The sequence below is a fragment of the Caulobacter sp. SRI_008 genome (assembly GCF_057586355.1).
In genome coordinates this window covers 40,520-54,916 of record NZ_JBYCZS010000034.1, presented here as the reverse complement: position 1 = coordinate 54,916, position 14,397 = coordinate 40,520, and the positions used below count along the sequence as shown (strand labels likewise).

Annotated in this window: 12 protein-coding genes; 6 read left to right on the top strand and 6 right to left on the bottom strand. The window is 69.7% G+C overall.

From position 1 onward, the window contains the following. Positions 1–20 precede the first annotated feature (20 nt). The 3 genes from AC2YHT_RS23465 to AC2YHT_RS23455 all read right to left on the bottom strand — a co-directional run bounded on the left by AC2YHT_RS23465 (position 21) and on the right by AC2YHT_RS23455 (position 5,103). Entirely contained in the window at positions 21–785 is a 765-nt protein-coding gene (locus AC2YHT_RS23465) for a 3-oxoacyl-ACP reductase (RefSeq protein ID WP_487292251.1), read from the bottom strand. Positions 786–895: 110 nt separating this feature from the next. Then, positions 896–2,332: a sensor histidine kinase gene (locus tag AC2YHT_RS23460; protein ID WP_487292250.1), complete on the bottom strand. Its 1,437-nt coding sequence runs from the start codon at positions 2,330–2,332 to the stop codon at positions 896–898. Between the two features lie 485 nt (positions 2,333–2,817). Then, positions 2,818–5,103, bottom strand: a complete 2,286-nt coding sequence (locus AC2YHT_RS23455) for an NADP-dependent malic enzyme (protein WP_487292249.1) — start codon at positions 5,101–5,103, stop codon at positions 2,818–2,820. 271 nt (positions 5,104–5,374) lie between these two features. Between AC2YHT_RS23455 and dapB the strand changes: the two genes are divergently transcribed. Further along, positions 5,375–6,157 carry a 4-hydroxy-tetrahydrodipicolinate reductase gene (dapB, locus tag AC2YHT_RS23450; RefSeq protein WP_487292248.1) on the top strand — a complete coding sequence of 261 codons (783 nt, stop codon included), beginning with the start codon at positions 5,375–5,377 and terminating at the stop codon, positions 6,155–6,157. 78 nt (positions 6,158–6,235) lie between these two features. Here the strand turns inward: dapB and AC2YHT_RS23445 are convergent, their stop codons facing one another. Further along, a complete protein-coding gene (locus AC2YHT_RS23445) occupies positions 6,236–6,703 on the bottom strand; it encodes a GatB/YqeY domain-containing protein (RefSeq protein ID WP_487292247.1) in 468 nt (155 codons plus the stop codon). A gap of 241 nt (positions 6,704–6,944) precedes the next feature. On the opposite strand from AC2YHT_RS23445, the gene AC2YHT_RS23440 reads away from it, so the two are divergent. The 3 genes from AC2YHT_RS23440 to AC2YHT_RS23430 are packed head-to-tail and all read left to right on the top strand — an operon-like array spanning position 6,945 to position 10,806. Continuing rightward, positions 6,945–10,223 carry an intermembrane phospholipid transport protein YdbH family protein gene (locus AC2YHT_RS23440; RefSeq protein ID WP_487292246.1) on the top strand — a complete coding sequence of 1,093 codons (3,279 nt, stop codon included), beginning with the start codon at positions 6,945–6,947 and terminating at the stop codon, positions 10,221–10,223. A gap of 35 nt (positions 10,224–10,258) precedes the next feature. Beyond that, positions 10,259–10,438, top strand: a complete 180-nt coding sequence (locus tag AC2YHT_RS23435; protein ID WP_058349385.1) for a YnbE family lipoprotein — start codon at positions 10,259–10,261, stop codon at positions 10,436–10,438. 14 nt (positions 10,439–10,452) lie between these two features. Continuing rightward, entirely contained in the window at positions 10,453–10,806 is a 354-nt protein-coding gene (locus AC2YHT_RS23430) for a YdbL family probable chaperone protein (RefSeq protein WP_487292245.1), read from the top strand. A 178-nt stretch (positions 10,807–10,984) separates the two neighbouring features. On the opposite strand, the gene AC2YHT_RS23425 is transcribed toward AC2YHT_RS23430, so the two are convergent. Continuing rightward, a complete protein-coding gene (locus AC2YHT_RS23425) occupies positions 10,985–11,767 on the bottom strand; it encodes an SDR family NAD(P)-dependent oxidoreductase (RefSeq protein WP_110120766.1) in 783 nt (260 codons plus the stop codon). 55 nt (positions 11,768–11,822) lie between these two features. On the opposite strand from AC2YHT_RS23425, the gene AC2YHT_RS23420 reads away from it, so the two are divergent. Next, a complete protein-coding gene (locus AC2YHT_RS23420) occupies positions 11,823–12,245 on the top strand; it encodes a YkvA family protein (RefSeq protein ID WP_487292244.1) in 423 nt (140 codons plus the stop codon). Beyond that, a complete protein-coding gene (locus tag AC2YHT_RS23415; protein ID WP_487292243.1) occupies positions 12,238–12,870 on the top strand; it encodes a lysoplasmalogenase in 633 nt (210 codons plus the stop codon). Before AC2YHT_RS23420 ends, AC2YHT_RS23415 begins: the two co-directional genes overlap by 8 nt. A gap of 136 nt (positions 12,871–13,006) precedes the next feature. On the opposite strand, the gene AC2YHT_RS23410 is transcribed toward AC2YHT_RS23415, so the two are convergent. Further along, on the bottom strand, positions 13,007–14,368 hold the full coding sequence (locus AC2YHT_RS23410) for a glutamate--cysteine ligase (protein ID WP_487292242.1): 1,362 nt from the start codon (positions 14,366–14,368) through the stop codon (positions 13,007–13,009). Positions 14,369–14,397: the final 29 nt, after the last annotated feature.

The window sequence follows — 14,397 nt, the reverse complement described above, 5'->3', positions numbered from 1 at the left end:
GGGGGAGAGGGATTCCGACGTCAATCCCGCACCAGACCCCCGTCCACGACCAGGTTCTGCCCCGTCACCGCCCGCGCCCAGGGGCTGGCGAAGAAGAGCACCGCGTCGGCGAATTCGGCCGGGGTGGTGACCGAGCGCAGCGGGGTCATGCCGGCGATCAGGTCGAAGACCGGCTCGGGCGTGGCGGCGCTGGCGCCGGTGACGCGCAGCAGGCCGCCGGAGACCATGTTGACGGTGATGCCGGCGGGGCCCAGGTCGCCGCAGGCCGTGCGGGTCAGCGACAGCAGGGCGGCCTTGACCGCCGTATAGTCGTGATAGGGCACGACCGGGTTTTGGAAGAGGTTGGTGCCGACGTTGATCACGCGGCCGAAACCGGCGTCGGCCATGTCGGGCGCGGCGACCTGGATGACGTTCAGCGCGCCCTTCAGCACCGTCGTGTTCTGCTTCTCGAAGTCTTCCCAGGCGATGCTGGCGAGATGCGCGCGGGCGTCGCCGTTGAAGCTGTAGTCCAGGGCGTTGTTGATCACGGTGGTGACGTGGCTGCCGAAGGCCTGCTTGGCGACGGCGAACATCGCCTCGACGGCGGGGCGGTCGGCGACGTCGGCCTGGACGGCGATGGCGCGCTCGGCACCGCCCAGTTCGGCCGCCAGGGCCTCGGCGGCGTCCTTGCTGGCGCGGTAGTTGATCACGACGCGGGCGCCGTGGCGGGCGAAGGCGCGGGCGATCTCGGCCCCCAGGCCCCGGCCGCCGCCGGTGACGAGGACGATCTGGTCGGACAGCTGCATAGATAGAGACTCCAAAACTCGGCCCAGCGGGTTGTTAGCGCTGTTTGGACGGCGGCGAAAACCTCGTCCTTCGACAAGCTCAGGATGAGGTTTTGTTGGACCCCGGGCGCCTACCGTCTCTCGTCTAAACTCGCCACGACCCCTAGCTCCGGCGAGGGCGGGTTGGGCAGGGGGACCTGGGCTTCCAGTCGGCAGACCAGGCCCTGCGGCCGCCAGTCCATCCGCGCCTGGCCGCGCAGCTCGCCGCGCAGGCTGCGCTCGATCAGCCGCGAGCCGAAACCGCGCCGGGCGGGCGGGGCGGTCACCGGCGGGCCGCCGGTCTCGGTCCAGGTCAGGCACAGGGCGCGGGCCTCGGCGTCGAAGCTCCAGGCGACCGCCACCGCGCCTTCGGACGTGGCTCCTTCAGACGTGGAAAGCGCCCCGTACTTCAGGGCGTTGGTGGCCAGTTCGTGGAAGATCAGCGACATGGTCAGCGCCCCGCCCGGCGGCAGGAAGCAGGCCGGCCCCTCGACGCTCACCCGACCGGCGGCGGCGGTGAACGGGGCCAATGCTCTTTGCGCCACCTCGCGCAGCTCGGCCCCGTGCCAGCTCTCGCGGGTCAGCACGTCGTGGGCCAGCGACAGGCCCAGCAGCCGCGACTCGAACTTCTCGAAGGCGGTGATCGGATCGGGCTCGTTGCGCAGGGTCTGGGCGGCCATCGACTGGACGGTGGCCAGGGTGTTCTTCACACGGTGGTTCAGCTCGTTGATCAGCAGGCGCAACTGGCCCTGGTGGCGCTCCTGCTCGACCTCGATCCGCTTGCGGGTGGTGATGTCTGCGATGATGGCCACCAGATAGGGCCGCTGGCCGGGCGGCTGCACGCGCGAGACGTTGAGGCGGATCCACAGGCTCGACCCGTCGCCGGCCCGCAGGCGGCGCTCGGCGTGATAGGTGTCGGTGCGGCCGGCCAGCAGCGAGCGGACGTGGCGCTGGGCGTCGGGCAGGTCCTCCGGCTCGATCAGCTCGGCGGCGTCGCCGGCCAGCAGGTGGTCACGGTCGTGGCGGGTAATGGCGCAGAAGCGGTCGTTGACCTCCAGGAAGGTCCCGCCCGGCGCGATCCGCGCCACGCCCATGGCCGCCTGCTCGAACAGGGCCTTGTAGCGGGCCTCGGCCGCCTCCAGCCGCAGGCGCGCCTCGACGGCGGCGGTAGCCACCTCGGTGTAGAGCACCAGCCCGCCGATCGCCCCGTCCTCGGTGCGCCAGGGGGCCATCGACCAGCGGATCCATTCGACCCGGCCGTTGCGGTCGACATAGCGGTCGCCGGCGTCCTCGCGCAGCTCGACCCCTTCGGCGATCACCCGCGCGTGCAGGTCGCGCCAGTAGCGGGGGATCTCGGGAAACACCTCGTAGTGCACCCGGCCCAGCAGCGGCAGGTCGGCCGGCAGGCCCTGGTCGGTCAGGTACTGGGCCGAATGGGCCAGGTAGCGCATCGACCGGTCGAAGATGGCGATGCCCAGCGGCGCATGCTTCAGCGCCGTGGTCAGGCTGGGCGAGTCCTGCGCGATCATCGGGCGGGCGGCGGCTCCGGCTACGGACGGCGAGAGCGCGCATCATGGCCCCGTTCGCGCGTGGGGGGAAAGGGGGCACCTTCTCCCCTTGAGGGAGAAGGTGGCGACGATAGGCGTTGGATGAGGGGTCTCTCAAATGTTGGAAACCTCACCCCAGCCTTACCGCCGCACGCAGCTTAGAGTTCTGAGAGACCCCTCACCAGACCCTGCTCCGCAGGGCCACCCTCTCCCGCAAGGGGAGAGGGAACGGGCGGGCGATCTCACGCGCCAATCCCGTCCGCAGACCCCCTACCCGTAAAATCCCCGCGAAAGCGGGGACCCAGGTGTTTTATCGTCGAGCGCCTCGCGTTTCAGAAAAGCCTGGGTCCCCGCTTTCGCGGGGATTTTACGGAGGAGTGGATCGAGCACAGCGCCCAGTCTCGCCCCCTCCACCACTTCGTGGTCCCCCTCCCCCGTTTGACGGGGGAGGAGAGGGGAGGCGCCTTCTACTCGGCGCTAGCCTCCACCGGCTGATCGTACGCCGCCATCATCGCCATGTTCAGGATCTTCGACACCGAAGCGCCGAGCGGGCAGATCTGCACCGACTTGCTCAAGCCCAGCAGCACCGGCCCGATCACCGTCGCGCCGCCCAGCGACTGGACGAGCTTGGTCGAGATCGAGGCGGCGTGGATGGCCGGCATGATCAGGATGTTGGCGCTGTCGGTCAGGCGCATGAACGGGTAGGCGAGGCGCTTTTCGGGGTCGAGGGCGAGTTCGGGGGGCATTTCGCCCTCGTACTCGAAGTCGACGCCCATCTCGTCGAGGGCGGCGACGGCCTCGCGCACCTTGTCGGAGCGCTCGCCCATCGGGTTGCCGAAGGTCGAGTAGCTCATGAAGGCCACGCGCGGCTTGAAGCCGAGATTGGAGACGGCGCGGGCCGCCTCGCAGGCGATCTCGACCAGCTCGTCGGCGTCGGGCAGTTCGGTGACGTTGGTGTCGGCCACGAAGATGGTGCGGCCCTTGGCCAGCACGACCGACATGCCCATGATCCGGCCGCCGGGAGCGGGGTCGACGACGCGCAGCACCTCGTCCAGGGCCTGGTCGAAGCTGCGGGTGACGCCGGTGACCATGCCGTCGGCCTCGCCCATGCTGACCATCGAGGCGGCGAAGCTGTTGCGGTCCTGGTTGATCAGGCGCTGGACGTCGCGCTTGAGGAAGCCCTGGCGCTGGAGGCGGGCGTAGAGGGCGTCGACATAGTCCGGATTGCGGTCGGAGAGGCGGGCGTTGTGGATCTCCAGGCCCGAGGTCTCGGGATCCAGGCCCACCAGGCGCATGTTCTCGTGCACCAGGTTCTCGCGGCCGCAGAGGATGGCCTTGCCGTAGCCGCCGGCCTGGAAGGCGTAGGCGGCGCGGATGACGGACGGCTCCTCACCTTCGGCGAAGACGATGCGCTTGGGCCGGGCCATGACCGAGCCGGCGATCTTCTGCAGGAAGCCGGCGGTGGGGTCGAGGCGCTGGGCCAGGCTCTGGCGATAGCCGTCCATGTCGGCGATCGGCTTGCGGGCCACGCCGGTGTCCATGGCCGCCTGGGCCACGAACGGCGGCACGTACCAGATCAGGCGCGGGTCGAAGGCCGAGGGGATGATGTAGTCGGGGCCGAACTTCAGCTGGCGGCCGTGATAGGCGGCGGCCACCTCGTCGGGCACGTCTTCGCGGGCCAGCATCGCCAGCGCCTGGGCGCAGGCGATCTTCATCTCATGGTTCACGCGGCGGGCCCGCACGTCGAGCGCCCCGCGGAAGATGTAGGGGAAGCCCAGGACGTTGTTGACCTGGTTGGGATAGTCGCTGCGGCCGGTGCCCATGATCGCGTCCTTGCGCACGCGGTGGACTTCCTCGGGCGTGATCTCGGGATCCGGGTTGGCCATGGCGAAGATCACCGGATTGGGCGCCATGCTGGCGATCATCTCCGGCGTGAAGGCCCCCTTGGCCGAAAGGCCGAGCAGCACGTCGGCGCCGGCCACGGCTTCCTCCAGGGTGCGCTTGTCGGTGTCGACCGCGTGGGCGCTCTTCCACTGATTCATGCCCTCGGTGCGGCCGCGATAGAGCACGCCCTTGCTGTCGCAGGCGATGACGTTCTCGGGGCGCACGCCCATGGCCTTGATCAGGTCCATCGAGGCGATGCCGGCCGCGCCCGGGCCGTTCAGCACCACCTTGATGTCGGCCAGGTTCTTGCCGGTGATGTGGCAGGCGTTGATCAGGCCGGCGGCGCAGATGATGGCGGTGCCGTGCTGGTCGTCGTGGAACACCGGGATGTCGAGCAGCTCCTGCAGCTCGGTCTCGATGCGGAAGCACTCGGGGCTCTTGATGTCTTCCAGATTGATGCCGCCGAAGGTGACGCCGATGTTCTTGACGACGGTGATGATCTCGTCGGCGTCCTTGGTGGAGACCTCGATGTCGATGGAGTCGACGTCGGCGAAGCGCTTGAAGAGCACGCTCTTGCCCTCCATCACCGGCTTGGAGGCCAGGGCCCCCAGGTCGCCGAGGCCCAGGATCGCCGTGCCGTTGGAGATCACCGCCACCAGGTTGCCCTTGGAGGTGTACTCGTAGGCCATGTCGGGATCGGCGGCGATCGCGTGCACGGGCACGGCCACGCCGGGCGAATAGGCCAGGCTGAGGTCGCGCTGGGTCGCCATCGGCTTGGTGGGGGTCACCGCCAGCTTTCCCGGCTGAGGATAGCGGTGGAAGGCCAGGGCCTCCGCGTCGGTGAAGGTCTTGCGTTCCGCGTCGCTCATGGCGGCGTTTCCTGTCCTGCGTAGCCAGTTGAAATGGACCCGCCGAACGATGCGACGCGCCCTTATGCACGGACCAGCCTAGCGACGGCGTCCCGGCGCGACAACCGCGCAATCATCGATGGTATCGCTACAAACGCTTGTTGGGATTGGGTTTGCGGCATGTGGGACACTGCCCCCGCGTAAGGCGGCGAACGGACCACCGGATAAATCCGTTGACCGGGCGGAGGGGCTGGGCGACGAGGCGCGGGCTCGTTTCGTGGAGAGAACGCCCATGTCCGCCCCCCCCGTCAGGATCGCCGTCGCCGGAGCCCTGGGCCGCATGGGCAAGGCCGTGGCCGCCACGCTGGAGGGCCGGTCCGACGCCGTGGCCGTGGCCCGCTTCGACCGTCCGGGCGTCGAGGGCGAGGGCCTAGTGGCGCTGGAGAGCGCCTTGGCCCAGGCCCAGGCGATCATCGACTTCACCATCCCCGAGGCCTCTGTCGCCCTGGCCGAGACGGTCGCGGCCGCCGGCGGCGGGATCGCCCTGGTGATCGGCTCGACCGGCTTCACGGCCGAACAGGACGCGCGGCTGGAAAAGGCGGCCCAGACCGTCGCCATCGTGCGCTCGGGCAACTACTCGCTGGGCGTCAACATGCTGATGGGCCTGGTGCGCCAGGCCGCCGCCGCCCTGCCGGCCGCCGACTGGGACATCGAGGTCTTCGAGGCCCACCACAAGCGCAAGATCGACGCCCCGTCGGGCACCGCCCTGATGCTGGGCCAGGCCGCCGCGGAAGGCCGCGGCGTCGTTCTTTCCGAAGTGGAGGACCGCGCCCGCGACGGCGTCACCGGCGCGCGCACGGAAGGCAACATCGGCTTCTCTGTCGTGCGCGGCGGCGGCATCATCGGCGAGCACAGCGTGATCTTCGCCGGCGAGAGCGAAAGCCTGACCATCGCCCACTCAGCCATCGACCGGGGCCTGTTCGCGCGCGGCGCGGTGGCCGCGGCGGTGTGGGTGCAGGGCAAGCCGCCGGGCATCTACGACATGCAGCAGGTGCTGGGGTTCAAGGCGATCTAGCCGCCGGCTTAGTCTCCCGTCGTTCCCGCCCTTGCGGCGTCAGCCGCAAGGGCGCCCTTCAGTCTAAGCCCTGGCCAACTAACCCCTGGCCAGGGCGCTGGCCGCCTTGCCGTCATACTGGCCGCCGAAGTTGGTCTTCAGGTGGGCCATGATCGCGCCGACGTTGGCGTCGGGGTTTTGGGTGCGGAAGTCGTTGATGGCCGCGCGCAGTTCCGCTTCCGTCATCTGCTTGGGGCCGTAAGAGGACAGGATCGCCAGTTCGGTTTCGGCCGCCTTGATCCGCTCGTCCACCCTCGACACATCGCCGGCGGCTTCGATCAGGCGCGCCCGTTCGGCCGCGAGATTTTCCAGCGTCAGTTTCGTGTTCTTCAGGAACTTGGCGACGGTGGCGACGACCTTTTCGTCGGTGACTTCCGTCACGCCGCGCTTGAATTCCTCGGTCGTGATCTGCGTGGCTTCGCCGATCAGCGTGGTGAGCAGGTCGGCCTTCAGACGGTCGCTCACCTTGCGCGCCGCGAGTTGGTCAGCCTTGAGCGCGTCGAGCAAAGCCATGTCGTCGTCCTTTCAAGTCACTCTATTCGGTAGTGCCGTAGCCACTCATAGCGGCCTCTCGATGCGTTCGCTAATGGGCGAGTGTCGATAGCGGCTCCAGGGCGGGAATGACGGGAAGATGGGGATGGCCGAGCGAAGGCCGCGCGTCCCTCTCCCTGTTTCAATACCGGCGCTTTCTCGACTTTTCCGCAACGGGGGCCTCACAAACGCCACGGCTTGCGGCATGGTGCGGCCGATGGCCGAGCCCCACGCCGACCCCGATTCCGCACCGAAGACCGCGAAACCCAAGCGGGGTCTCCGCCTCGACAAGGCCGCCCTGGCCGACGCCGGGCTGGAGGCCGTGTCGTTCGCGATGATGGCGTTCATCGCCCTTGGCTTCTCGGCCTATTCCGGCCGGCGCGAGATCAGCCGAGCGCTTGCAGAAGCGTGGCTGGCCGAGCGCGGCATCGAGGGCCTGATCTCGGTCGAGAGCCTGGACGCCAGCGGCTTCGCCGGCTCCATTCGCCTCGGCCCCGCCAACGATCCCTATTTCTCGGCCAAGCGCATCGAGGTGGCCTACGACCTGACCGCGCCGTGGTCGGGCGGGCCGTTCGCCATCGACACCCGCGCCGTGCGCATCACCAGCCCGCGCCTGCGCGCCCGCTACGACGGGACGAGGCTGACCTTCGGCAAGCTCCAGCCGCTGATCGACGAGGCGCTGAAGTCGCCCGGAGAGGAAAAGCAGGGCGGGCCGGCCGTGCTGGTCGAGGACGCCCGGGTGACGCTGGACACCCCCGGCGGCGTGGCCCGCCTGACCGGCGACGCCAGCCTCGACGACGGCCAGCTGCTGCGGCTGGACGCGGCGGTGGCCGCCATGCGCTACGCCACCGACAATCTGCAGGTCGAGCTGCGCGGGGCGGCCCTGCGCGCTCGCAAGCGCGGCGACCGCCTCACGCTCGACGCCCGCGCCGACGTCGAGGGACTGGACGCCGAACAGATCGACCTGGAAGAGGCCGACGCCCGCCTCGAGGCCGACGTCGCCTATCCCGACCTCAAGCGCCTGGCGGCGACCGGTCCGGCCGACGTCAAGCTGTCGATCAAGGCCCAGGGCCTGAGGGCCGGCGAGACCAGCCTGGCCGATGTCGAGACCCGCCTGACCCTGGCGGGCCTGGTGGCCGGCGACTTCAAGAAGGGCGGCGCGGCCGCGCGGGTGTCGGGCCAGGCCCGGGCCGGACGGCTGGTCGCCCCCGGCGTCGAGGCCCGCAGCTTCGCCGCCGAGATCGACAGCGACGCCATGCGGGTGGACTTCGACCAGGCCGGCCTGCGGGCCATCGGTCCGGCGCGGCTGCGCGGCACGGCCGACCAGGCCCTGGCCGGCGGCGCGGCGCTGAGCCGGGCGTCGGTGGACGTGAAGTCGACGAACCTGGCGTTCTCGGCGCCGAAGGGCGGGGCGATCGGCTTGACGGGCGCGGTGACCGTGGCGGCCGGCGTCGGCCGCGCGGCGCGCGACGGCCTGGGTCTTTCGGCGCTGGTGCTCGACGCCAAGGGCCGGTTCCGGGCCGGCGAGGGGCTGAACCTGAGCCTGGCCGGCCGGGCGGGGGCGGACGGCGCGGTGTCGGCGCCCGACGCCGAGCGCCTGACCGCCGGCCTGCCCAATCCCGCCTACGCCGGCGCCGCACGCAAGGCCCTGGACGATTTCGAACTCGACGCGCCCGACCTGCGGCTGGAGATCGGCGGCGGCAAGGTTTCGGCCTTCGCCGGCAAGCCGGTGACCCTGGCCTCGGCCAGCGGCGCCAAGGCGACCCTGACCGCAGGCGGCGGCCGACTTGTGGAAAGCGCCGGCGGCGTCTCGCGCGGTTCGGCGACCCTGGCGCTGGCGGGCGGCGGCCTGCCCGAACTGACCCTGACGGCCAGCGACTGGCGCGCCGACGCGAGCGGTTTCGCCTCGCCCGTGACCTTGGCTGGCACGCTCGACGTGCCGCCGGCCGAGGGGATCAAGCTCGACGCCAAGGGCCAGGCCCGCTTCGCTGGCGGGGTGCTGGACGTGCGCCTGGCCGGTTGCACGCCGGTGACCGTCGCCGCCATCGAGGCGGGCGAGGCCGGCGAGCGTCCGATCCAGGACATCGCCCTGGACGTCTGCCCGGTCGCAGCGCCGCTGGTGCGCGTGGCGAACGGTCGCTGGGAGGCCCAGGCGCGGTTCGCCAACGGACGCGGAACGATCACCGCCGCAGAGGCGAAAGCCGAAGACGTGGCCGGGACCTTCGTCGGCGGCGGCCAGGGCTTCGACCGCGCCGAGGTGCGGCTGACCCAAGGCCGGCTGGTCGACGCGGCCTCGGCCAAGCGGTTCGAGCCGGTGAAGGCGACGGGACGGCTGGCCCTGGCCTCGGGCGTGTGGAGCGGCGGCGTCGATTTCGGCACGGCCAGCGGCTTCGCCCTGGGCCGCATCGACATTCGTCACGGCGTCGAGAGCGGTCGCGGCTCGGCGATCATCGACGCCTCGAACATCGTCTTCAGCAAGCAGCAGGGCCTGCAGCCGGTGGCGGTCAGCCCGATGGCCGCCTTCGCCAGCGAGGCCGAGGGCAAGGCCAGCTTCAAGGGCCGCTTCGACTGGACCGACAAGGGCGTGACCAGCAGCGGCGAGGTCTCGACCCAGGGGCTGGACTTCCGCGCCAGCCCGCTGGGCTTCGTGGCCACCCTGAACGGCGACGTGAAATTCGACAGCCTGGCGCCGCTGACCAGCGCGCCGGATCAGAAGCTGGCGATCACCCGCATCGACTCCATCGTGCCGCTGGAGGCGGTGGGCGCGGTCTTCACCCTGGGCGCCACCTCGCTGAAGGTGTCGGAGGCGTCGCTGACGGCGGCCAAGGGCAAGATCTCGATCGAGCCGATCGACGTGCCGCTGGACGGCAAGGCGATCACCGGCGTCATCGTCATCGACGGCCTGGATCTGGGCGAACTGACCGCCGGCTCGACCCTGGCCGACAAGGTCAAGCTGGACGCGGTGGTCTCGGGCCGCCTGCCGTTCCAGTTCAGCGACAAGGGCTTCAAGCTGCTGGACGGCAAGCTGAACGCCATCAAGCCCGGCCGCATCTCGATCGCCCGCGAGGCCCTGACCGGCGTCGAGGCCAACCAGACCGCCAGCCAGGCCGAGAACGACAGCCCGGGCAATCCCAACAACGCCGTCGTCGCCCAGCAGCCGGTCAACGCCATCCAGGACTTCGCCTACCAGGCCATGGAGAACCTGGCGTTCGACACGATGGAGGCCGGGGTCAATTCGACGCCGAACGGCCGCCTCTCGCTGCTGTTCCACATCAAGGGCGAGCACGATCCGAAGGTCGCCGAGAAGGCCAAGGTCGGGATCCTTGAGCTGATCCGCGGCAAGGCCTTCCAGCGGCGGATTCCCCTGCCGGCCAAGACGCCGGTGGACCTGACGCTCGACACCTCGCTCAATTTCGACGAGCTTCTGGCCGCCTGGGGCCGTCGTTTCGCCGAGGAAACCGAAGAAACACGCCGTTCAGCGCCGGTTCAGCCGTGACCGCGCAACGTGAACCCCGAACTGGAGACTAAGCCATGCACAAGCGCGTCCTGATCGCGACCCTGCTGGCGGCGGGAGGCCTTGCGGCCTGCACCCCGACCGTCCGCGTCAAGGTCGATCCGATCAACATCTACGCCAAGCTGGACGCCGATGTGCGGGTGCGGCTGGACAAGGAAGTCCAGACGCTGATCCAGCAGAACCCGAACCTGTTCTAAGAGGAGGAACCGCCATGATCCGCAAGACGATGACGGTCCTGGCCATCGCGGCCGCCATGGGCGCGGTCGCCGCGCCCGTTCTGGCCCAGTCGGCCGCCGCCAAGGCCGCCGTGGACGCCGGCAAGGCCGCCGGCACGATCGGCGAGCAGGCCGACGGCTTCCTCGGCATCGTGTCGGGCGGCGACGCCGACCTGCGCGCCGCCGTGGCCGAGATCAACACCGGCCGCGCGGCCGTCTACAAGGACACCGCCGCCAAGACCGGCGTCACCGCCGACGCCGCCGGCCAGGCCACCGCCAAGCAGCTCTACGCCCGCCTGGCGCCGGGGCAATTCTGGAAGCCGCTCGGCGGCGGCTGGGTGAAGAAGTAATCCCTTCTCCTTCTCCCCTTGCGGGAGAAGGTGTCGGCGAAGCCGACGGATGAGGGGTTGCACCCACGAAAAACGCCGCGACAGCTGATCGGCCGTCGCGGCGTTTGACGTTTGAGAGACCCCTCACCCGACCCCACTCCGTGAGGCCACCCTCTCCCGCAAGGGGAGAGGGATGGTGCTAGCGCGGGGCCATGCGGATGCCGCCGTCGAGGCGGACGTCTTCGCCGTTGAAGTAGCCGCAGGTGATCATGGTCAGGGCCAGCTGGGCGTATTCGGCGGGATTCCCCAGGCGCTTGGGGAAGGGCACGCTGGCGGCCAGGGCGGCTTTGACGTTGTCGGGGGCGGCGTTCATCAGCGGGGTGTTGAAGATGCCCGGCAGGATGGTGTTGACGCGGATGCCGTCGTTCATCAGGTCGCGGGCGATTGGCAGGGTCATGCCGATGACGCCGCCCTTGCTGGCCGAATAGGCGGCCTGGCCGATCTGGCCGTCCTCGCCGGCGACGCTGGCGGTGTTGACGATGGCGCCGCGCTCGCCGTCTTCCAGCGGCTCCAGGTCCAGCATGCCCTTGGCTGACTTGGCGATGCAGCGGAACGTGCCGACCAGGTTGATCTGGATCACCCGGTCGAAGATATCGAGCGGGAAGTGCTTGGTCTCGCCGGTGGCCTTGTCGCGGCTGGCGGTCTTGGCGGCGTTGCCGACGCCGGCGCAGTTGACCAGGATCCGCTCCTGGCCGTGGGCGGCGCGGGCCTTTTCGAAACCGGCGTCGACGTCGGCGTCGCTGGTGACGTTGACCTTGCAGTAGACGCCGCCGATCTCCTTGGCGACCTCTTCGCCGCGGGCCTCGTTCATGTCGAAGATGGCGACCTTGACGCCTTGGGCGGCCAGGGCGCGGGCGGTGGCTTCGCCGAGGCCCGAGGCGCCCCCGGTGACGACGGCGGCGACGGTGTTGTCGAGTTTCATGGACGTTTCCCCTGGGGTTGCGTTTAATCGTTGTGTTGAGGAGCGGTTTAACCCCATGAGCGCCGACGCCAAACCATCCCCCGACGTCAACGGCGGCGTCACGCCCGACGACGTGCTGGATCCCAGGAAGGCGCTCGTGCCGGCCACGGTGCGGGTCAACGAGCAGCGGGTGGCGCGCGGCTTCTGGCCGAAGATGCGCCGCGTGGCCGCCAAGGTGCCGTTCGCCGCCGACGCCCTGTCGGTGTGGTGGTGCGCCCGGGACCCGGAAACGCCGGCCGCGGCCAAGGGCATGATGTTCGCGGCCCTGGCCTATTTCGTGCTGCCGACCGACGCCATTCCCGACCTGCTGCCGGCCATCGGCTTCACCGACGACGCCGCCGTGATCGCCGCCGTGCTGGCCATCGTCGGCAAGAGCCTCAAGCCCCGCCACAAGGACGCCGCCCAGGCCTTCCTTTCCAAGCTGTCGTCGGATGACTGACACGCTGCTGTGGGCGATCTGCGGGGTCTGCGCCCTGGCCTATGGCTTCGTGCTGGTGCAGCGGCCGCCGTCGTTCGTGCGCACCGTGGTCAAGGCGGCCGCGACCAGCGCCCTGGCGGTGCTGGCCTATCTGGAGGGCGGCACGGTGCTGCTGGCCGTGGCCCTGACCCTGTGCGCCCTGGGCGACGTGTTCCTGGCCGGCGATCCCAAGCGCTGGCTGCCTTACGGCCTGGCGGCGTTCCTGGCTGGGCACGTCGTCTATGTGATCGTGTTCTGGCGCGAGCGCACGACGCCCAGCCAGGCCTTCTTCGTCATCGCGCCGGTCGCAGCCCTGGTCGGGGCGGTGATGCTGCGGCGGCTTTGGGGGTCGCTGGGACCGCTGCGGCCGGCGGTGCTGGCCTATGTGGCGGCGATCCTGGCCATGGTGGTCTCGGCCGCGGCTCTGCCGACCACGCGCTGGCCGGCGACGGCGGGGGCGGTGGCCTTCATGGCCTCGGACGCGATCCTGGCCTTCGACCTCTTCAAGGGGGCCAAGCTGTTCGGCTCGGCGAGGCTGACGGCCTGGGCCGTGTGGTTCCTCTACATCGGCGGCCAGGCGGCCATCGCCTGGGGGATGCTACGCTGACCGGCTGGCGCCGGCCCCCTCAGTCGCTCCGCGACAGCTCCCCCAGAGGGGGAGCATCTTGAAGGCTCGGCGCTCCTAGATCCTCCCCCTTTGGGGGAGGTGGCCCGGAGGGCCGGAGGGGGTCTTCCCCCGGCTTTCAGTAAGCCCCGTCGGTGAACAGCCGGCCGATGTCGCCCTGCCATTCGCCGTGGAACTTCTCCAGCAGGCGTTCGGCCGGGGTGATCCCGCTGTCGGCGATCTCTTCCAGTTCGCCCAGATAGATCGTCTCGTCCAGGAAGCCGCCGTTCAGCTGGGCGCGGGCCTTCAGGCCCTGCTTGGCGATGGCGACGAAGTCCTTGGCGACGTCCTGCACGGTGCGGCCGGCGACCTTGGCCTTCAGGCCCAGGGTCGGCACGTCGCGGCGCAGGCCTTCGCGGTCTTCGACCGTCCAGTCCTTGGCCAGGTCCCAGGCGGCCGCGAGGGCCGCGTCATCGTAGAACACCCCGGTCCACAGGGCGGGCAGGGCGCAGAGACGGCTCCAGGGCCCAGCGTCGGCGCCGCGCATTTCCAGATAGGTCTTCAGGCGCACTTCCGGGAAGGCGGTGGTGGCGTGGTCGGCCCAGTCCTTGATCGTGGCCCGCTCGCCGCCGACCTCGTCAATCTTGCCGTCGATGAAGTCGCGGAAGCTGCGGCCGGCCAGGTCGATATAGCGGTCGCCGCGCTTGGCGAAATACATCGGCACGTCGAGCAGGTACTTGGCGTAGCGCTCGAAGCCGAAGCCGTCCTGGAACACGAAGTCCAGCAGGCCCGTGCGGTTGGGATCGGTGTCGGTCCAGACATTCGCCCGCGCCGAGAGGAAGCCGTTTGGCTTGCCCTCCGTGAACGGAGAATTGGCGAAGAGGGCCGTGGCGATCGGCTGCAGGGCCAGGCTCATGCGGAACTTGGCGACCATGTCGGCTTCGCTTTCGAAGTCGAGATTGGCCTGCACGGTGCAGGTGCGCAGCATCATGTCGAGGCCCAGGCCCCCGACCTTGGGCATGTAGTTGCGCATGATCACGTACCGGCCCTTGGGCATGATCGGCACTTCTTCGCGCTTCCACTGCGGCGAGAAGCCGACCCCCAGGAAGCCCAGGCCCAGCTCGTCGGCCACGGTCTTGACCTCGTCGAGGTGGCCGCCGGTCTCCTCGCAGATGTCGTGCATGGTCAGCAGCGGCGCGCCGGAAAGCTCGAACTGGCCGCCCGGCTCCAGGCTGACATTGGCGCCGTTGCGCTCGAGGCCGATGATCACATCGCCTTCCATCACCGGCGTCCAGCCGAAGCGCTGCAGGCCGACCAGCAGGGCGTGCACGCCCTTATTGCCCTCGTAGGGCACGGGCGTGTGGCCGCCGAGATAGAAGCCGAACTTCTCGTGCTCGGCGCCGACGCGGAAGGCGGATTTCGGCTTATTGCCCTTGGCGAAATAGGCGGTCAGGTCTTCGAGGGTCAGCGGGCGCTGATCCAGGCTGGCGGTGTCGGCCATCGCCGTCTCCCCTAAAATCGAACGCTACA